The sequence below is a fragment of the Afipia felis ATCC 53690 genome (assembly GCF_000314735.2).
Classification (GTDB): domain Bacteria; phylum Pseudomonadota; class Alphaproteobacteria; order Rhizobiales; family Xanthobacteraceae; genus Afipia; species Afipia felis.
This window is the reverse complement of sequence record NZ_KB375270.1, coordinates 1,522,993-1,540,756: the sequence shown is the minus strand read 5'-3', so window position 1 is coordinate 1,540,756 and position 17,764 is coordinate 1,522,993. Positions and strand designations below refer to the sequence as shown.

Annotated in this window: 18 protein-coding genes; 16 read left to right on the top strand and 2 right to left on the bottom strand. The window is 61.5% G+C overall.

Annotation, left to right across the window (positions count from 1 at the left end):
• Positions 1–2: 2 nt before the first annotated feature.
• Entirely contained in the window at positions 3–1,385 is a 1,383-nt protein-coding gene (locus HMPREF9697_RS07230; protein WP_002716525.1) for an MFS transporter, read from the bottom strand.
• 228 nt (positions 1,386–1,613) lie between these two features.
• Here HMPREF9697_RS07230 and HMPREF9697_RS07225 point away from each other — a divergent pair, with 228 nt between their 5' ends.
• A complete protein-coding gene (locus HMPREF9697_RS07225) occupies positions 1,614–2,687 on the top strand; it encodes a peptidyl-alpha-hydroxyglycine alpha-amidating lyase family protein (protein WP_002716524.1) in 1,074 nt (357 codons plus the stop codon).
• 38 nt (positions 2,688–2,725) lie between these two features.
• On the opposite strand, the gene HMPREF9697_RS07220 is transcribed toward HMPREF9697_RS07225, so the two are convergent.
• Positions 2,726–3,613, bottom strand: coding sequence for a LysR family transcriptional regulator (locus tag HMPREF9697_RS07220; RefSeq protein ID WP_002716523.1), 888 nt, complete (start codon positions 3,611–3,613; stop codon positions 2,726–2,728).
• A 136-nt stretch (positions 3,614–3,749) separates the two neighbouring features.
• Between HMPREF9697_RS07220 and HMPREF9697_RS07215 the strand changes: the two genes are divergently transcribed.
• From HMPREF9697_RS07215 to HMPREF9697_RS07145, 15 genes are all read left to right on the top strand, one after another.
• Positions 3,750–5,249 carry a CoA-acylating methylmalonate-semialdehyde dehydrogenase gene (locus tag HMPREF9697_RS07215; protein WP_002716522.1) on the top strand — a complete coding sequence of 500 codons (1,500 nt, stop codon included), beginning with the start codon at positions 3,750–3,752 and terminating at the stop codon, positions 5,247–5,249.
• A 436-nt stretch (positions 5,250–5,685) separates the two neighbouring features.
• Positions 5,686–6,483 carry an ABC transporter ATP-binding protein gene (locus HMPREF9697_RS07210; RefSeq protein WP_002716521.1) on the top strand — a complete coding sequence of 266 codons (798 nt, stop codon included), beginning with the start codon at positions 5,686–5,688 and terminating at the stop codon, positions 6,481–6,483.
• Positions 6,484–6,490: 7 nt separating this feature from the next.
• Positions 6,491–7,372: an ABC transporter permease gene (locus HMPREF9697_RS07205; protein WP_430642235.1), complete on the top strand. Its 882-nt coding sequence runs from the start codon at positions 6,491–6,493 to the stop codon at positions 7,370–7,372.
• Positions 7,373–7,434: 62 nt separating this feature from the next.
• A complete protein-coding gene (locus tag HMPREF9697_RS07200; protein ID WP_002716519.1) occupies positions 7,435–8,445 on the top strand; it encodes an ABC transporter substrate-binding protein in 1,011 nt (336 codons plus the stop codon).
• A 38-nt stretch (positions 8,446–8,483) separates the two neighbouring features.
• A complete protein-coding gene (locus HMPREF9697_RS07195; protein WP_002716518.1) occupies positions 8,484–9,230 on the top strand; it encodes a succinate dehydrogenase/fumarate reductase iron-sulfur subunit in 747 nt (248 codons plus the stop codon).
• The gene (locus HMPREF9697_RS07190) at positions 9,227–9,556 is read left to right on the top strand and encodes a hypothetical protein (protein ID WP_002716517.1); all 330 of its coding nucleotides are present in this window, start codon (positions 9,227–9,229) and stop codon (positions 9,554–9,556) included. The genes HMPREF9697_RS07195 and HMPREF9697_RS07190 overlap by 4 nt, the downstream gene beginning before the upstream one ends.
• Positions 9,553–9,900 (top strand): succinate dehydrogenase, cytochrome b556 subunit, encoded by a 348-nt coding sequence (locus HMPREF9697_RS07185; protein WP_002716516.1) that lies wholly within the window; start codon positions 9,553–9,555, stop codon positions 9,898–9,900. Before HMPREF9697_RS07190 ends, HMPREF9697_RS07185 begins: the two co-directional genes overlap by 4 nt.
• A gap of 4 nt (positions 9,901–9,904) precedes the next feature.
• A complete protein-coding gene (locus HMPREF9697_RS07180) occupies positions 9,905–10,780 on the top strand; it encodes a fumarate hydratase (RefSeq protein WP_002716515.1) in 876 nt (291 codons plus the stop codon).
• Between the two features lie 10 nt (positions 10,781–10,790).
• Positions 10,791–11,399, top strand: a complete 609-nt coding sequence (locus HMPREF9697_RS07175; RefSeq protein ID WP_002716514.1) for a fumarate hydratase C-terminal domain-containing protein — start codon at positions 10,791–10,793, stop codon at positions 11,397–11,399.
• 3 nt (positions 11,400–11,402) lie between these two features.
• A complete protein-coding gene (locus HMPREF9697_RS07170) occupies positions 11,403–13,130 on the top strand; it encodes an L-aspartate oxidase (RefSeq protein WP_002716513.1) in 1,728 nt (575 codons plus the stop codon).
• An 85-nt stretch (positions 13,131–13,215) separates the two neighbouring features.
• Entirely contained in the window at positions 13,216–13,542 is a 327-nt protein-coding gene (locus HMPREF9697_RS07165) for a UxaA family hydrolase (protein ID WP_002716512.1), read from the top strand.
• Positions 13,543–13,549: 7 nt separating this feature from the next.
• Positions 13,550–14,821, top strand: a complete 1,272-nt coding sequence (locus tag HMPREF9697_RS07160; protein WP_002716511.1) for a UxaA family hydrolase — start codon at positions 13,550–13,552, stop codon at positions 14,819–14,821.
• 62 nt (positions 14,822–14,883) lie between these two features.
• Positions 14,884–15,804 carry a hydroxyacid dehydrogenase gene (locus HMPREF9697_RS07155; protein WP_002716510.1) on the top strand — a complete coding sequence of 307 codons (921 nt, stop codon included), beginning with the start codon at positions 14,884–14,886 and terminating at the stop codon, positions 15,802–15,804.
• Positions 15,801–16,808 (top strand): Ldh family oxidoreductase, encoded by a 1,008-nt coding sequence (locus tag HMPREF9697_RS07150; protein ID WP_002716509.1) that lies wholly within the window; start codon positions 15,801–15,803, stop codon positions 16,806–16,808. The genes HMPREF9697_RS07155 and HMPREF9697_RS07150 overlap by 4 nt, the downstream gene beginning before the upstream one ends.
• 108 nt (positions 16,809–16,916) lie before the next feature.
• The gene (locus HMPREF9697_RS07145) at positions 16,917–17,663 is read left to right on the top strand and encodes a GntR family transcriptional regulator (RefSeq protein WP_002716508.1); all 747 of its coding nucleotides are present in this window, start codon (positions 16,917–16,919) and stop codon (positions 17,661–17,663) included.
• Positions 17,664–17,764: the final 101 nt, after the last annotated feature.

Here is a 17,764-nt window from a genome sequence, read left to right as displayed (position 1 = left end):
TCTTAGCGGCGGGCGAACAGGCGCATGAAGCTGATGAACGAGCCTATCGAGGCAACTACGGCGCCGAGGCCCAGGGCGTAGGCCGCTCCCTGATGATCGAACAGCGAAAAGCACAGGGCGGCAAGCGCCGCGCCGAGAGTCTGCCCGAACAGCCGGGCTGTCGCCAGTGCGCCCGACGCCGAACCGCTGCGCGTGGCGGGTGCGCTGCTCATGATCGCCTTCATGTTTGGCGTCTGGAAGAAGCCAAAGCCGCAGCCGCAGACCAGCATGCGCCAGATGATGTCGGGAACGGTCGGAGATTCCGGAATCGTCGCCAGCAGCACCATGCCGAGACCGAGAACGAGCAGGCCGCCACCGCAGAGATACGCCGCCTGGAATCGTTCGACCAGCCGTCCGCCGATCGGGGCCATGACGGTGACGATCAAGGACCATGGCGTGATGAAGAATCCGGTTTCGACCGCCGTTCGGTTCAGCACGGTCTCGAAGTAGAAGGGCAGCGCGACGAAGGCGAGGCTTTGGGCCATGAAGGCGGCCGTTGCCGTTGCCGTGGACAATGAAAACATCGGTCGCTTGAACAAATCGAAGGGAAGAATCGGCGCTGGGTGCCCGGCCTGCCTGCGCGCGAGGAAGACACCGAGCGCGATGGTAACGGCCAGTTCAATGGCAACGTAGATCGGATCGGTTCGATGCGCGGCACTGCTGAGAGCAAAAATGAAAAGTCCGGTGCAACTTCCGGCCAGCAACGCGCTGGAAAGTTCGAACTTATGGGGAGCACGGGGCGTCTTCGGAAGAACCTTGAGCCCGGCGATCAGAATAATGATGCCGATCGGCACGTTCACGCCGAACAGCCACGGCCACGATGCGAAGGACAGGATCGCGGACGCCACCGTTGGGCCGAGCGTAAACGACACGCCGACCACCATCGCATTCAATCCGTAACCGCGGCTGACGAGACTGCGCGGGTAGACGAAGCTGACGAGCGCGATGTTGGCCGCCGAGATCGCGCCGCTTCCCAATCCCTGCAGCCCCCGCGCGATCAACAGCTCCGGCAGGGTCGATGCGCAGGCGCATCCGAGCGAGGAAGCGGTGAAGAGCAGCAGCCCTCCGAGATAGACGCGCTCCAGTCCTATGATTTCACCGAGAGCCGCGAGCGGCAGCAAGGCTACGACCAGCGCGATCTGATAGACATTCACGACCCAGACGACGTCGGCGGGTGTCGTGTGCAGGTCGGCCGTGATGGTGGGCAGGGCAATATTGGCGATCGCGGTGTCGAGCGCCGACATCGCAATCGCAATAAAGATCACGGCGGCGGCCCAGCGGCGTTGTGCGGGCGGCAGGCCGTCGGGCACACAAGGCTCGTATGGCGGAAGCACGGCTTTCGTCATGCGCAAAGAATCTCTTTCATACGACCTATTTAACGGGAGCGCCCGGGCGGCAGCACTGGTGCTGCAGGAAGGGGTGCATGCATGCCGCGCGGAGCGACCGGAACGCAAGTCGACAAAATGTGATTGCAAATCCGCCCGTCGCTGCGCGGTTTGGCGTTAGCCTGCGAGAGCGGCGCGCCTGTCTGGTTCTGGCGCCCGCTCCAACAAAAAATCATCCGGGAGAGAACCATGAAACTGTGGCTAGCCGTTTTACTGGTATTGTCGACCTCGGCTTCATTCGCGCAGGACAACCCGCCGGTCATTCCGTTCAATTCGGTGCCGAATCCGCTTCGCTTGCCGGACAATATGTATTTCGGGGAAGTCTCCGGCGTTGCGGTCAACTCCAAGGGCCATGTCTTCGTTCTGTCACGCGGCAATACGACCGGACCCGCCTATGCGGCAGCTGCGACGCAGCTTCTGGAGTTCGATGCCAACGGCAAATACATCCGCGAGATCGGCAAGAATCTCTACGCGTGGTCGTTCGCTCACACGGTCAAGGTCGACCCGCAGGACAACATCTGGGTCACCGACAAAGGCTCGGACATGGTCATCAAGTTCAGCCCCGAAGGACGGGTGCTGATGGTGTTCGGCCGCAAACAGGAAGCCTCCGATGAGGAGACCGGCCCGCTGAAGCATCCCAATCCGCCGCTTCCGGCTGAGGACGGACGTTTCCGGCAGGTCACCGATGTCGCATGGGATGCGGCCGGCAACACCTACATCAGCGACGGCTATATCAATTCGCGCGTGGCGAAGGTCGACAAGGACGGCAACTGGATCAAATCATGGGGAGAGAAAGGCAGCGAGCCGGGTCAATTCAATACGCCGCACAGCATCGCGACCGATGCCAAGGGCAACGTCTATGTTGCGGATCGTGGCAATGCCCGCATTCAGGTGTTCGACGGCGACGGCAAATTCCTGCGGCAGATGAAAATCGATGTGCCTGTGCCGGCCGATGCCAAGCCCGCGATCGGCAACATTCCTGACGAGGCCACGATCAAGAAAGGCACGTTTGCGCCGGATTCACCCTGGGCCATCTGCATCACGCCCGGTCCCAATCAGGTGCTTTATGCTTCCGATGCGTGGCCGGGACGGATCTACAAGATGACGCTGGACGGAAAGTTGCTCGGCGTCCTCGGCAAGTCGGGCAAGCAGTTGAAGCAGTTCGGGTGGGTTCATGCGATCGCGTGCCCGTCGGAGAATACGCTTTATGTCGCGGAGCTTCTGAACTGGCGTGTGCAGAAGCTTGTTTTGCAGCCGAAGTAATACGCGGCGAAATGGCTGCGGTGGTTTGATGGCGCGGTTCAATCGCCCATGAAATGCCGCCGCTCGGCCCGGACGCGCGAGGCGATGTAGCGGTGCACCTCACGCACGCGCCGCGTGCCGTGCGTGTCGGGGTGCGACACCAGCCAGTACGTCCGCACGAAACGGATCTCCGGCAAGAGACGCCGCAGTTCGGGATAACGGCGGATCGCATAATCGTGCAGGATGCCGATGCCGTGCCCGGCGCGCACGGCCTCGACCTGGCCGACGACGCTGCCGCATTCGTAACGGCGCGACATCACGGTATCGAAGTAGGATGAATAGTCGAGCGCGCGGCTGTAGACGAAATCGCTCACCTGGGTGATGAACAGATGGCCTGCGAGATCGCTCTCAGTTCGGATCGGCGGGCAGCGGTCGAGATATTGTTTCGACGCATACAGGCTGAGCGAATAGTCGGTCAGCTTGGTTGTGATGAGTTTGCCTTCCTTCGGCCGCTCCACCATGATCGTGATGTCAGCTTCCCGTTTAGATAGAGAGAAGGTGCGCGGCAGCGGCACGAGCTGCACGATCAGTTCGGGGTGCACCGCGGCGAGCGCGCCTAACTGTTCGGCCAGAAAGTAGTTGCCGATTCCGTCCGGCGCGCCGACGCGCACGGTTCCCGTCACCCGGTCGGACGTCGAGGCAAGCTGCGAGCCGACGCGCAGAAATTCGGATTCGACCTTCTCGGCGGTCGCCATCAGGGCTTCGCCCGATCGCGTCAGCGTACAGCCGGTGGTGTCCCGCTTGACCAGACGGGTCTTCATCTCGCGTTCGAGTGCGCTGAGTTGTCGCGCCACGGTGGCATGGTTGAGACCGAGCCGCTTGGCTGCGCCGAGGATCTGGCCGGTTCTGGCCACCTCGAGAAAAATCCGCACGCGATCCCAATCCATCCAGTATTCCGATTCCGGCTTCCTGCCTGCCGGGGGTACTTTAATTTTTGCACAACGGTGGGGCAATAGTAGGAGTTGGTTCGGGATGCTGCGAGGAGCAAAATCTCCCTCAAGCAACAGCATCGGGAGAACAATCATGGCCTCGGACATTTCTCATTATATCAACGGCCAGCGCGTCGCTGGCAAAAGCGGCCGTACCGCGCCGGTTTTCAATCCCGCGATCGGCCAACAGGTGGCGAACGTCGCGCTTGCGAGCACGGCGGAAGTCGATCAGGCGGTTGAGGCAGCGCGCCGCGCGTTTCCCGAATGGTCTGCGATGACGCCGCTGCGCCGCTCACGCATCATCGCCAAATTCCAGCGCATCGTCGAAGAGCGGAGCGAGGAACTGGCAAAGGCGATCTCGCAGGAACACGGCAAGCTGCTGACAGACGCGCGCGGCGAAGTGCAGCGCGGCCTCGAAGTGGTGGAGTTCGCGACCGGCGCGCCGCATCTGCTGAAAGGCGATTACAGCGAGGATGTCGGCACCCGCGTCGACAGCTACGCCATTCGCCAGCCACTGGGTGTCGTTGCCGGTATCACGCCGTTCAACTTCCCGGTGATGGTGCCGATGTGGATGTTCCCGGTGGCGCTGGTGTGCGGCAACACGTTTGTGCTGAAGCCGTCGGAGCGCGATCCGTCCGCTTCGCTCCTGATGGCCGACTGGCTCAAGGAAGCCGGCGTGCCGGACGGCGCCTTCAATGTAGTGCAGGGCGACAAGGAGGCGGTCGACGCCTTGCTGAAGCATCCGGATATTTCCGCCGTCAGCTTTGTCGGCTCGACGCCGATCGCCCGTTACATCTACCAGACCGCGACGCATGAAGGAAAACGCTGCCAGGCGCTCGGCGGCGCGAAGAACCATATGGTCATCCTGCCCGACGCGGATATGGACCAGGCGGTCGATGCATTGATGGGCGCGGCCTATGGTGCCGCCGGCGAACGCTGCATGGCGATTTCGGTCGCGGTGCCGGTCGGCAAGAAGACCGCCGACACCCTGATCGAAAAGCTGACGCCGCGGGTGAGGGGATTGAAGATCGGACCGGGCTCCGATCTCGAAGCCGAGATGGGGCCGCTGGTCACCAAGACGCATCGCGATCGCGTTCACGGCTACATCGACACCGGTTTGGCGGAAGGCGCCAAGCTCGTTGTCGACGGACGTGACTTCAAGATGCAGGGCTACGAGAACGGCTACTTCCTCGGTGGCTCGCTGTTCGACAACGTCACGACCGACATGAAAATCTACAAGGACGAAATTTTCGGGCCGGTGCTGTCGGTGGTGCGCTCGCCGGACTACGAGACCGCGGCGAAAATGATCAACGAAAACGAATACGGCAACGGCACGGCGATCTTCACCCGCGATGGTGATTCAGCACGCGAATTCGCGCATCGCATTCAGGTCGGCATGGTCGGTATCAATGTGCCGATTCCGATTCCGATGGCGTACCATTCGTTCGGCGGCTGGAAGGCGTCGTTCTTCGGCGACCATGACATGCATGGCCCGGAAGGTATCCGCTTCTACACCAAGCTGAAGACCATCACGAGCCGGTGGCCGGTGGGTGTTGCCTCTGGTGCGGAGTTCGCAATTCCGAATATGTCGTAACGAAAGACGCGTTCGTTTCGAATTTCGACATCGTAGTTAATCTGTAAACAGGAAATCAGCCGGTCTTCGCCGGCTGATTTTTTATGTCGCGTATCTGGCATGCCAGGTGCGACATTGTCCTGCATGGCGGGACGGAACCCAAAAAGTTGGGTCTCCAGTCTTATATCAGACATATGATATCTTTACAGGCCTTCTAGACGATGGCAGTCTGGACAGAACAAGAGGGCGGATAGCCCCGGTTCAGCGGGAGAGGCGCAACGGCATGAGACGGCACGTAGCCTGCAAATCGGTCCGGCAAGATCGTCAAGCCATGCGGCTTGGCGGCGTCGGGCCATTTGTTTTCAGGAACGGCCTTTTGCCGAGGGAAACGTTGCCTTCCGCGCTCCATCATTGGAGAGACCATCTCTTTCAAATTCGACAGGGCAGGGGCACGTAGATGCTTGCGCGCGTTGGCCGGGAGGAACGATTGAACACTGCACCGCTTTTAGAGGTGAAAGGCGTCACGCTTCAGTACAAGACGCCAGACCACCTCGTGACCGCGACTTATCGCGTCGACTTCGAAGTCTTTCAGGGCGATCGTTTCATTCTGCTGGGGCCTTCGGGCTGCGGCAAATCGACGTTGCTGAAGGCCGTCGGCGGCTACATGGCCCCGACCGAAGGTGAGATGAAGCTGAAGAACAAGGTGATCCGCCATCCCGGTCCCGACCGGATGATGGTGTTTCAGGAGTTCGACCAGCTGCTGCCCTGGAAGAGCGTCAAGGAAAACGTGATGTTTCCCTTGCAGTGCACGAACAAACTCGGCGCGCGTGAAGCCGAGGAGAAGGCGATGCACTACATCCGCAAGGTCAACCTGGAGAAGTTTGCGGAAAGTTATCCGCACATGCTCTCGGGCGGCATGAAGCAGCGCGTCGCGATCGCGCGCGGCATGGCGATGGAGCCGGACATTCTCCTGATGGACGAGCCGTTCGCCGCACTCGACGCGCTGACGCGCCGCAAGATGCAGGACGAGCTGATGATGCTGTGGGACGAAACCCGTTTCACGGTGCTGTTCGTCACGCATTCGATTCCCGAGGCGATCAAGATCGGCAACCGCATCCTGCTGCTGTCGCCGCATCCGGGTCAGGTGAAGGCCGAACTGAACGGCGGCGCGCAAGGCGAGGAAGCAGCCGAGCTCGAAAAACGAATCCAGACCATGCTGTTTGCCGACACCATCGAGGAGGCGGAAAATGTCTGACGTGACCATGTCCGCCCAGAAGATCGTGGCGCCGCAGCGCGCCGAATTCGTGCGGGATGCATCCGAAACTTCGCAGGTGCCGCTGGTCGTAGAAAAGCCGTTGCCGTTGATCGGCCGGCTCTACAATCAGTCGTGGCTGCGCAAGATCGTCATCCTCGTCATTCTGGCGCTCATTTGGGAGGCTTATGGCCGCTACCTGAACAACAATCTGTTGTTCCCGACGTTCAGCGAGACCATGAGCGCGTTCTTCACCAATATCGGGAACGGCGTTCTGCCCGCGCGGGCGTGGGCGTCGATCAAGGTGCTGCTGATGGGTTACGCCGTCGGTGTCACGCTGGCGGCGCTGTTGACGGCATTGGCGATCACGACGCGCATCGGTACCGACTTCCTCGAGACGCTGACCTCGATGTTCAACCCGCTGCCGGCGATCGCGCTGCTGCCGCTGGCGCTGATCTGGTTCGGCCTCGGCAACGGCTCGCTGGTGTTCGTGCTGGTGCACTCGGTAACTTGGGCCATCGCGCTGAACACGCACTCCGGCTTCCTGTCGGTCAGCCGCACGCTGAAGATGGTCGGGCGCAATTACGGGCTCGGTGGTTTCCGCTACATCAGCAAGATTCTGATCCCGGCGGCGTTCCCGAGCATCCTCACCGGCCTGAAGATCGGCTGGGCGTTCGCCTGGCGTACGCTGATCGCGGCCGAACTGGTGTTCGGCGTGTCGTCTGGCTCGGGCGGATTGGGCTGGTTTATTTTCGAAAACAAGAACAGTCTCGACATCCCGACGGTGTTCGCCGGTCTTCTGACCGTCATCATCATCGGTCTGGTGGTCGAGAACATCATCTTCCGTGCGATCGAAGCCAACACCATCGATCGTTGGGGCATGCAGTCGTAAGTAAGGGCATTTGCCGGGACAACAACAACAAACACCCGGCTTTTTGTGAGGAGAAGGACAGGATGTTGAAATCAGTTGTTAAGACGATGGCAGCGATCGGTCTGATCGCAGGACTGACCGGCACCGCGGCTCATGCCGAGGTGAATACCGTTCGCATCGCCAAGCAGTACGGCATTTCGTATCTGCCGCTGACGATGATGGAGGAGCAGCAGCTCTTCGAGAAACACGCCAAGGCCGAAGGCATCAACGATCTTAAGGTCGAGTGGCTGCGCTTCAGTGCCGGCAGCGGCATGAATGAAGCGCTGCTTTCCGGCAATCTCGACTTTGCCGGCGGCGGCGTCGGTCCGCTGCTGACGATCTGGGGCAAGACCCAGAGCAACTACAAGGTGAAGGGTGTCGCCGCGCTGAACGCGATGCCGCTCTATCTCGTCACCACCAACCCCAACGTGAAGACGATCAAGGACTTCACCGAAAAGGACAAGATCGGTCTTCCCGCGGTGAAGGTCTCGATCCAGGCGATCACGCTGCAGATGGCGGCAGAGAAGGCGTTCGGTGTGGGTCAGAGTCACAAGCTCGATTCGCTGACCGTGTCGATGAGCCACCCCGACGCCATGACGGCGATGCTCGGTGGTCACTCGGAAGTTGACGCCCATTTCGGTTCGGCTCCGTTCCAGGATCTCGAACTGAAGGACCCGAAGGCGCATCTCGTGCTCAACAGCTACGATGTGCTGGGCGGACCGCACACCTTCAACTCGGTCTGGGCGACGACCAAGTTCGTCGAAGCCAACCCGAAAGTCATGAAGGCGTTCCTGGGTGCACTTGAAGAGGCAATCGCCAACATCAAGGCGGATCCGGCGAAGGCGGCTGCGATCTGGGTGAAGGCGGAGAACTCGAAAATCCCGGTTGCCGATGCGGAGAAGATCATCCGTGATCCGGTGAACGAATGGACCACCACGCCGAAGAAGGTGATGTCCTATCTCGACTACATGAATCGTGCGGGTCTCGTCACTGCCAAGGCCCAGTCCTGGAAGGACATCTACTTCCCGGGCATCCACAACGCCAACGGCAGCTAACAACTAACAATAACTCACGGAGGCTCTTGACCTGCGTCATGAGTGTTCAATCAAAGAGCAATAACGACACCTCGCCGGGTCCTGTACTAACCGTACAGGTCTGGCGAGGTGACAAGGATGGCGCCTTCCAGACATTCGAAGTTCCGGCGCGCGCCAATCAAACAGTGCTGGATGTCGTCACCGAGATCCAGCACACGCAGGACGAAACGCTGTCCTATCGTTTCGCCTGCCGCGTCGGGATGTGCGGTTCCTGCGCCATGGTCGTCAACGAACGGCCGCGCTGGACCTGCCGCACCCGCGTCGACGAGCTCGAAAGCGGTCCGCTGAAGCTGGAACCGCTGCGCAACCTGCCAGTCGTCAAGGATCTGGCGGTCGACATGGAGCCGTTCTTCAACAAATGGCGCGATGCGCACGGCTATTTCGAGCCGGGAGATAACCCGCCCGAGGATTTTGCCGTCGTCGAGCCTGCCTCGCCGGAGCGTCAGGCGGTCGACGAAGGCATCGAGTGCATCAATTGCGGCGTCTGCTACTCGGCCTGCGACGTGGTGTCGTGGAACGAGGACTATCTCGGACCGGCAGCGCTGAACCGGGCCTGGACGCTCGTCAACGACGTCCGTGACCGCGGGCAGGACGCGCGGCTGACCGCCGTCACCGGCGACGCCGGTTGCCATTCCTGTCACAGCCACATGAGTTGTACGGAATTCTGTCCTAAGCATCTGTCCCCGACGTTCTCGATCGCCGGCTTGAAGCGCGCGACCTCGAACAGGCTCTGGAGGCGGCGATGAACCCGGTTCTCTATCTCGCCCAGCGCGGCACCGCGTTCATTCTGGCTTTCGCGGTGACGGTGCACCTCATCACCATCATCTACGCCGTGCGCGGCGGGCTGACGGCAGGCGACATTCTGGCGCGCACCCACGGCAACCGCGCGTTCCTCGCCTTCTACCTAACGTTCGTACTTGCGGCGTCGATCCATGCGCCGATCGGTCTGCGGTCGGTGCTGCGCGAGTGGCTGCACTGGCGCGGTCGCTCGCTCGATCTGGTAATGGCACTATTTTCCGTTTCGCTTGTTATCCTTGGAGTGAGGGCCGCACTTGCGGTGTACGGCGCATGAGCCTGATACGAAGCTCTCATCTCAAGCCGGGTTTCATTGCGGCGATGCTGCATCGTCTGTCCGGCGTGGCGCTGGCGATCTTTCTGCCGATGCATTTTCTCGCACTCGGTACGGCGCTCAACGGTGCAAACGCGCTGGACAGCTTTCTCGCATTGACCCATTCGCGGATCGCCTTGATCGCGGAATGGGGCCTGGTGTCGGCGCTTGCGGTGCACATGGCGCTCGGCCTTCGGGTGCTCGCGATCGAGTGGTTCGCGATGCGCGACCGCAGCGCGGTGCTGGTTTCAAGTTGCGTCGCCGCATCAGCGGCGGTCGGTGTGTTGTTTCTCTTGAACGGGATGTAGTGCCATGCAGATTGATATGAAAGAAGTCGAAGAGATCTGCAAAACGCTCTACGTGCAGGCTCTCAAAATGTTGCCGGACGATATCAAGGCCGGTTTCAAGACGCTCGTGCGCAACGAGACCAGCACCATCGGCCGGACGGTTCTCGATACGATGGTGGAGAACATCGCGGTCGCCGAGCGCACCAACAACATCCTGTGCCAGGACACCGGCATTCCGATCTATAACGTGACGATCGGCCGTAATGTCGAGTTCGACGGCGCAGAATTGAAGGCGGCGATCCGCCGAGGCTGCGAGCGCGCCACCACGGAATGCTCGCTGCGCTCCTCCGTGGTGCATCCGATCACCCGCAAAAACAACCAGACATCGAGCGGCATCCGCGTGCCGATCATCCATGTTGATTTCGACGAGCGCCCGGAAACGGCCTCGATTGAGATGATTCCGAAAGGCTCGGGCTCGGAGAACGGCTCGTTCCTGAAAATGCTGCTGCCGTCCGACGGCATCAAGGCGGTGAAGGCATTCGTGATCGATCGCGTCATCGAGTTGGGCGGCCGCGTCTGCCCGCCGACCATCGTCGGCGTCGGCATCGGCGGCACCTCGGATCTCTGCATGCATCTCGCCAAGATCGCGGCAACGCGCCCGCTCGGCTCGAAGTGCAGCGACGAGGAGGGTGCCAAGATCGAGGCGGAACTGTCAAAGGCCGTGAACGAGCTCGGCATCGGCCCGCAGGGCCTTGGCGGACGCTCGACGAGCTTCGCCGTGCATGTGGAGGTCGCCGCGACCCACATCACGCAAAATCCCGTTGCGGTGAACATCCAGTGCCATTCGGCACGGCGCGCACGGGCGACGATCACGCCCGGCGGCATCGCGTTTTCGGCGTGAGGGCAGGATCATGGCGCATCATATTCTTGAAATGCCGATCACCGAGGAGAAGGCGCGCAGCCTGAAGATCGGCGACACTGTCACGCTCGAACAGACGCTGTTCGGCATCCGCGACGCGACCCTGATCCACATGTTCGACAAGGGGCGCGAGACCAAGTTCGATCTCGACGGCCACGCGGTCATCCATACCGCGCCGAACGTGCACCGGGTGCCGGTCTCGAACGAGGCGCCGGTGGGTTACAAGCCGTTCTGTATCGGCACCACCACGTCGATGCGCATGGAGCGCTTCACTCATGACCTGATGGATCGCGAAGGTGTGCGTCTCATCATCGGTAAGGGCGGCATGGGTCCGGACACGCTGAAGGCTTTCGCTGAGTTTGGCGGCGCGTATCTCGCCATCGTCGGCGGCGCGGCAGCGCTCGAGACCACCTGGATCGAACAGATCGTCGATATCGATATGGACGACCTGCATCCCGAAAGCCTCTGGAAATTCCAGATCAGGAATTTCGGCCCGCTGCTCGTCGGCATGGATTCGCATGGTGGCTCGCTCTACGCCGATCTGCAGAAGGATGTCGCCAGCCGCCGCGATGCGGTTCTCAAAAGCATCGGAGCGGTGTGAACCATGGCGCTGCGTACGGTCGATACCGACATTCTGATCCTCGGCTCGGGTGGGGCAGGGCTCTTTGCCGCGCTTCACGCCAAGAAGACCGCGCCGCATCTCGACGTCACCGTCGCGGTGAAGGGGCTGCTTGGCAAATGCGGCTGCACGCGCATGGTGCAGGGCGGCTACAACGTCGCGCTGGCGCCGGGCGACTCGGTCGAACGTCACTTCATGGACACGATCGAGGGCGGCAAATGGCTCAACAATCAGGATCTTGCCTGGAAGCTTGTCGTCGAGGCGCAGATCCGCATCCGCGAGCTTGAGAACGAACTCGGTTGCTTCTTCGACCGCAATCCCGACGGCAGCGTTCACCAGAAGGCGTTCGCGGGCCAGACCTTCGACCGCACCGTGCACAAGGGCGATCTCACCGGCATCGAGATCATCAACCGGTTGTCCGAGCAGATCTGGCGCCGCGACGTGAGGCGGATGGAGGACCATCGCGCGCTCGATCTCATTCCGGCGGCGGACGGCTCGGGCCTTGCTGGCGTCCTGATGCTCGACATGCGCACGGGCGAGCCGTTGCTGGTGCGTGCCAAGGCGACGCTGCTCGCGACCGGCGGCGGTCCGACGATGTACAAATATCATACGCCGTCCGGCGACAAGACTTGCGACGGTCTTGCGATGGCGATGCGCGCGGGACTTTCGCTGCGCGATCTCGAAATGGTGCAATTCCATCCGACCGGCCTACTCGCGGGTGCGGGCACGCGCATGACCGGCACGGTGCTGGAAGAGGGTCTGCGCGGTGCGGGCGGGCAGTTGCTGGATTCGCGCGGCGAACGCTTCATGTTCGATTACGACGAACGCGGCGAACGCGCCACGCGCGACATCGTCAGCCGTTCGATCATGTACCAGATCCGCAAGGGCTACGCGACGCAGCACGGCGGCGTGCACATCAAGATGAGCCATCTCGGTCCCGATCACGTGCGGCGCACCTTCAAGGGCATGGTGGAGCGCTGCGCTGATTGTGGTTTCGATCTGGCCGGTGGTCTCGTCGAGGTGATTCCGACCGCGCACTACATGATGGGCGGCGTGGTGTTCGATCTCGATTGCAGCACGGCGATGCCGCGCCTGTTTGCGGCCGGTGAGGACACCGGCGGCGTGCACGGCGCCAATCGTCTCGGCGGCAACGGCGTTGCCAATTCCACGGTGTTTGGCGGCGTCGCCGGCGATGCGATGGCGCGCGCGGTTACGAAGGAAGGCGTGCATGCCGATCCGGATCAGTCCGTGATCGATGCCTCTCTCGACCGTGCGTTCTCGCCGCTCGGCAAGCCGTCGGGCGATCTCGCCGAAATGCGCGAGGCGCTGATGGACATCATGTGGAACGATGTCGGTATTCTACGCACGGGCGAAGGCCTCGCGCGTGGTGCTGCGGCGCTCGACGATCTCGCGACGCAGGTCGCGCGGTCCGGCGTGGCGGATGGTGACCGCCGCTACAACCTGACCTGGATGGACCGACTCAATCTCGAAAATCTCGTCCAGGTCAGTCGCGGAATCTGCGCGGCGGCGACCGCGCGCACCGACAGCCGCGGCGCACATTTCCGTGAAGACTATCCGTCAGCCTCCGACCTCGACACCTCGCACTACACGGTGGTGCGAATGAAAGGCGGCGACATCGACATTTCCACCGCGCCGGTGGCGTTTACCCGCGTAAAACCGGGGCAAACCTTGCTTTCGGAGGCGGCGGAATAGGTCGGTTCTGCTTGACCGATGTATTTATTATCTTATACAAGACTTGGGACCTGAAACCCATTCAGATGAGCAGGGAGAAGGAAGAATGAATGCTCCGGGAGCGGCGTCAGCCGCCAAAGACAAGCCGAACATGCCCCACGTGCTGGCTCACAGCCCGAAGGACAATGTTGCGGTCGTTGTCGTCGAGGACCTGAAGGCCGGCACCAAGGCGTTCGGCGTCATCACCGAGAACGATACGACGTTCACCATCGACGTGAAGGACGACATTCCGATCGGTCACAAGGTAGCGCTGGTCGACCTCAAGAAGGGCGACACCGTCATCAAGTACGGTCAGGACGTCGGCAGAATGGTCGGCGACGGGCCGCAGGGCCGTCACGTCCATATCCACAATCACAAGACCAAGCGTTGGTGAGGTTCACATGTCGCTCAGCAATATCGTTGAAATGAAGTCGCCTTACGTCGGAGGCGCGACGGACCAGTTGACGACGAAGAGCCTTCCCGGCAAGCGCGCTTCGAAGGATTTCAAGAACGCGAAGTTCTGGGGCTGGCGGCGTGAAAACGGCCGCGTCGGCGTCCGCAACCACGTTCTCATCCTCCCGCTCGACGATCTGTCGAACGCCGCCTGCGAGGCCGTCGCCAATAACATCAAGGGCACGATTGCCATCCCGCACGCCTATGGCCGTCTGCAGTTCGGCGAGGACCTCGAGGTTCATTTCCGCACTCTGATCGGTACAGGCTCGAACCCGAACGTCGCGGCAGTGGTCGTCATCGGCATCGAGGAAGGCTGGACCAGCCGCGTGGTCGAAGGCATCGCCAAGACCGGCAAGCCGGTGGTCGGTTTCGGTATCGAAACCCATGGTGATATCAACACCATCTCGCGCGCGAGCTATCAAGCCAAGCGCTTCGTGCAGTGGGCAACCGAACTCGAGCGTGAACTGTGCCCGATCTCGGATCTGTGGGTCTCGACCAAGTGCGGCGAGTCCGACACCACCACGGGCCTGTCGTCGTGCCCAACCGTCGGCAACATGTACGACAAGTTGATCCCGCACGGCATTTACGGCGTGTTCGGCGAAACCTCGGAAATCACCGGCGCCGAGCACCTCTGCAAGGAGCGTGCGGCAACGCCGGAGGTCGCGGAAAAATGGTACAAAATGTGGAAGGCGTATCAGGACGACGTGATCGAGGCTCACAAGACTGACGACCTCTCCGATTCTCAGCCGACCAAAGGCAACATTGCCGGCGGTCTGTCGAGCATCGAAGAGAAGGCGCTCGGCAATCTCGAGAAGATCGGCCACAAGTCGATGTACATCGACGCGCTGGAGCCTGCGGAAGCCCCGGCAAAGGGTCCTGGCCTTTATTACATGGACACCTCGTCGGCTGCTGCTGAGTGCGTGACGCTGATGATGGCGGCCGGTTATGTGGTCCACACCTTCCCGACGGGGCAGGGCAACGTCATCGGTAATCCGATCATTCCTGTGATCAAGATCAGCGGCAATCCGAAGACCGTGCGTACCATGGGCGAGCACATCGACGTCGACGTGACCGGCGTTCTGCGCCGCGACATGACGCTCGATCAGGCCGGTGACGCGCTGATCGACATGATCGTGCGCACCGCGAACGGCCGCTTGACCGCGGCGGAGTCTCTTGGTCACCGCGAGTTCTCGCTGACCAAGCTGTATCGCAGCGCTTAAACCACGAAGGCGGGCGGCGTCACCACGCCGTCCGCCATTTTCTTTTTTGATCTGGGGGCCGCGTGTCTGACATCGTTATCTGCGAATTCATGGACGAGGCGGCAATCACCGAAGGGTTGCGGGGATTCGATTATTTCTACGACCCTAATCTTGTCGATCATCCGAATGATTTGAACGCTCGCCTCAAGGATGCGCGGGCGATTATCGTGCGCAACCGCACGCAGGTGCGTGGCGCGCTGCTGGATGCCGCGCCCAAGCTGAAAGCTGTCGGTCGGCTTGGCGTCGGGCTCGACAATATCGATCTGGCAGCCTGCAAAGAACGCAATATCGCTGTGCTGCCGGCGTCCGGCGCGAACGATCTGTCGGTCGCCGAATATGTCATCACGAGCGCGATGATGCTGCTGCGCGGCGCCTATATGGCGACGGGTAGCGTCGTCGCCGGCAAATGGCCGCGCAATACGCTGATCGGCCGGGAGATGGCCGACAAGGTGATGGGGCTGGTGGGCTTCGGCTCCATTGCGCGCCTCACGGCGAAACTCGCAGCGGCAATGGGCATGAAGGTGATCGCGTTTGATCCTCTGGTGGACGACGCAGTGTTCGCGCAGGCCGGCGTGCAGCGCCAGACGCTGGAAAACCTGCTGGCTCTGGCCGATGTCGTCAGCCTGCATGTGCCGCTCAACGACAAGACCCGCAACATGATCGATACGTCTGCGCTGTCCCGGATGCGTCCCGATGCGATCCTTATCAATGCCGCCCGCGGCGGCGTGGTGGATGAGGCCGCTGTGGCGACGGCGCTCAAGACGAAGAAGCTCGGCGGCGCCGCACTCGATGTGTTCGTGGAAGAACCGCTCAAGGCAGGCAACGTCTTCGCGGATGTGCCGAATCTGATTCTGACGCCGCATATTGCGGGCGTCACCGTGGAATCCAACACCCGCGTGTCGTGGGTCACGGTCGAGAACGTCAAGAAGGTCCTGAACGCATGAGCACGCTGTCTCTCGCTGATCTCACCAAGCGCGTGGCGGGTACCTTCGTTGCCCACGGCTGCAGCGAGGATACGTCTGCGTCGGTCGCGCGTGCGCTGGTGACGGCGGAAGCCGACGGCCTTAAGGGTCACGGCCTGTCGCGCGTGCCGACTTATCTCGCCATGGTGAAAAGCGGCAAGATCGATGGCAAGGCGAAGCCGACAGCATCGAATCCGCGCCCAAGCGTTCTGGCGATCGATGCGGCGAAGGGATTTGCCTATCCGGCAATTGATCTTGCTCTCGCGGAATTGCCCGCGCTTGCAGCCAAGCAGGGCATCGCGGTCGCCGCCATCGGCAATTCCAACCATTGCGGTGCCGCCGGCCTGCCGTGCGAAGCGCTGGCGAAAAAGGGGCTGGTTGCGTTGCTGTTCGCGAACACACCGAGCGCGATGGCACCATGGGGTGGACGCGAGCCGGTGTTCGGCACCAACCCGATTGCTTTTGCAGCCCCTCTCGAGGGCCGTGAGCCGGCCGTGGTGGATCTCGCGCTGTCGAAAGTCGCGCGCGGACCGATCGTGGCGGCCAAGCAGAAGGGCGAGAGCATTCCGGAAGGCTGGGCGCTGGATGCCGACGGGCAGGCCACGACCGATCCTGTGAAGGCGCTGCAGGGAACGATGATCCCACTTGGTGACGCCAAGGGCGCGGCGCTGGCCTTCATGGTCGAAATTCTGGCGGCCTGTATTCCCGGCGCGCATCTGGCATTCGAAGCGTCGTCCTTCCTCGATGACAAAGGCGGTCCGCCGCTGACCGGACAGTTGCTGCTGACAATCGATCCGGCGGGATTCGGACATGGCCGTTTCGGCGAACGGATGGCGACGCTGGTCGCGGCAATCGAGGGACAGCAGGGTGCGCGGCTGCCGGGTTCACGGCGGCTTGCGAATCGGGCCAAGGCGGCCCGCGACGGCCTGACGGTTGGCCCTGAAATCGAATCGATTTTGACGGAGGCGGCGTCGGTCAAGGCCTGATGGGTCATTTGGTTGTGCGTAGCCGCCCGATCGGGCGGGAAGCACTTCGGTCCGAAGACGGCTTCTGTTACTTATCGGCTTGAATCGTTTGAAACGGTGAAGGAACTGGTGAGCAACGAAACGACAGTATCTGGCGGCCATACCGAATACCTTCCCCTGTACGCGCAGGTGAAGACGCTTCTCGTCAAGCGTATCGGCGCCGGAAGCTGGAAGCCGGGGCAGATGCTGCCGAGCGAATACGAGCTCGCGGCCGAATACAATGTCAGCCAGGGCACTGTGCGGAAGGCGCTGAACGCGCTGGAAGCCGACCGCATGATCGTGCGTCGGCAGGGCGTCGGCACGTTCGTCGCGCGCCATTCCCGCGATCGCGCGCTGTATCAGTTTTTCCGTATGGTGGAGCCGGATGGTAGCCGGATCATTCCCACGAGTGTGGTGCTGTCGCAGCGTATCCAGCGCGCGACGCGCGATCAGGCGAACGATCTGGGAGTCGATGCATCAGCCATGCTCCACGCGATCACCCGCGTGCGCAGCCTGAACGGCAAGCCCGCGATTTTTGAACGGATCTATGTCCCGGTGGAGGTGATGCCCGATCTATCCGTCGAGGCGCATATCCAGATGGATGAGGAGATGTACGTCATCTATCAGGAGCGGTTCGGTATCAGCATCGTGCGCGTTGGCGAGCAGCTCGCGGCTGTTGCCGCGACTGCGGATGAAGCGAAGAGGCTGGGCCTGAAGGTCGGGGCGCCGCTATTGGAGGTCCATCGTATCGCGACCGATGTTAGCGGTCGTCCGGTCGAACTACGCATTAGCCGCTGCGACACCCGACGCTGCCGTTACGGCGCGGAAGTGCTTTAAGCGTCTGTAAGGGCCGTCATTTCGATATCATTTTCGATATTTTCAGAGGGAAAGCCTTAACCCTCATCGGTGATGTCTGTTTTTGGCAACGGTTTAACTAC

Excerpts from the sequence above, each read along its gene's own strand:
- HMPREF9697_RS07200 (WP_002716519.1), top strand. The coding sequence starts at position 7,435 with ATGTTGAAATCAGTTGTTAAGACGATGGCAGCGATCGGTCTGATCGCA.
- HMPREF9697_RS07195 (WP_002716518.1), top strand. The coding sequence starts at position 8,484 with ATGAGTGTTCAATCAAAGAGCAATAACGACACCTCGCCGGGTCCTGTA.
- HMPREF9697_RS07215 (WP_002716522.1), top strand. The coding sequence starts at position 3,750 with ATGGCCTCGGACATTTCTCATTATATCAACGGCCAGCGCGTCGCTGGC.
- HMPREF9697_RS07180 (WP_002716515.1), top strand. The coding sequence starts at position 9,905 with ATGCAGATTGATATGAAAGAAGTCGAAGAGATCTGCAAAACGCTCTAC.
- HMPREF9697_RS07185 (WP_002716516.1), top strand. The coding sequence starts at position 9,553 with ATGAGCCTGATACGAAGCTCTCATCTCAAGCCGGGTTTCATTGCGGCG.
- HMPREF9697_RS07205 (WP_430642235.1), top strand. The coding sequence starts at position 6,491 with ATGTCCGCCCAGAAGATCGTGGCGCCGCAGCGCGCCGAATTCGTGCGG.
- HMPREF9697_RS07160 (WP_002716511.1), top strand. The coding sequence starts at position 13,550 with ATGTCGCTCAGCAATATCGTTGAAATGAAGTCGCCTTACGTCGGAGGC.
- HMPREF9697_RS07190 (WP_002716517.1), top strand. The coding sequence starts at position 9,227 with ATGAACCCGGTTCTCTATCTCGCCCAGCGCGGCACCGCGTTCATTCTG.
- HMPREF9697_RS07230 (WP_002716525.1), bottom strand. The coding sequence starts at position 1,385 with ATGACGAAAGCCGTGCTTCCGCCATACGAGCCTTGTGTGCCCGACGGC.
- HMPREF9697_RS07210 (WP_002716521.1), top strand. The coding sequence starts at position 5,686 with ATGCTTGCGCGCGTTGGCCGGGAGGAACGATTGAACACTGCACCGCTT.
- HMPREF9697_RS07220 (WP_002716523.1), bottom strand. The coding sequence starts at position 3,613 with ATGGATTGGGATCGCGTGCGGATTTTTCTCGAGGTGGCCAGAACCGGC.
- HMPREF9697_RS07225 (WP_002716524.1), top strand. The coding sequence starts at position 1,614 with ATGAAACTGTGGCTAGCCGTTTTACTGGTATTGTCGACCTCGGCTTCA.
- HMPREF9697_RS07175 (WP_002716514.1), top strand. The coding sequence starts at position 10,791 with ATGGCGCATCATATTCTTGAAATGCCGATCACCGAGGAGAAGGCGCGC.
- HMPREF9697_RS07165 (WP_002716512.1), top strand. The coding sequence starts at position 13,216 with ATGAATGCTCCGGGAGCGGCGTCAGCCGCCAAAGACAAGCCGAACATG.
- HMPREF9697_RS07170 (WP_002716513.1), top strand. The coding sequence starts at position 11,403 with ATGGCGCTGCGTACGGTCGATACCGACATTCTGATCCTCGGCTCGGGT.
- HMPREF9697_RS07150 (WP_002716509.1), top strand. The coding sequence starts at position 15,801 with ATGAGCACGCTGTCTCTCGCTGATCTCACCAAGCGCGTGGCGGGTACC.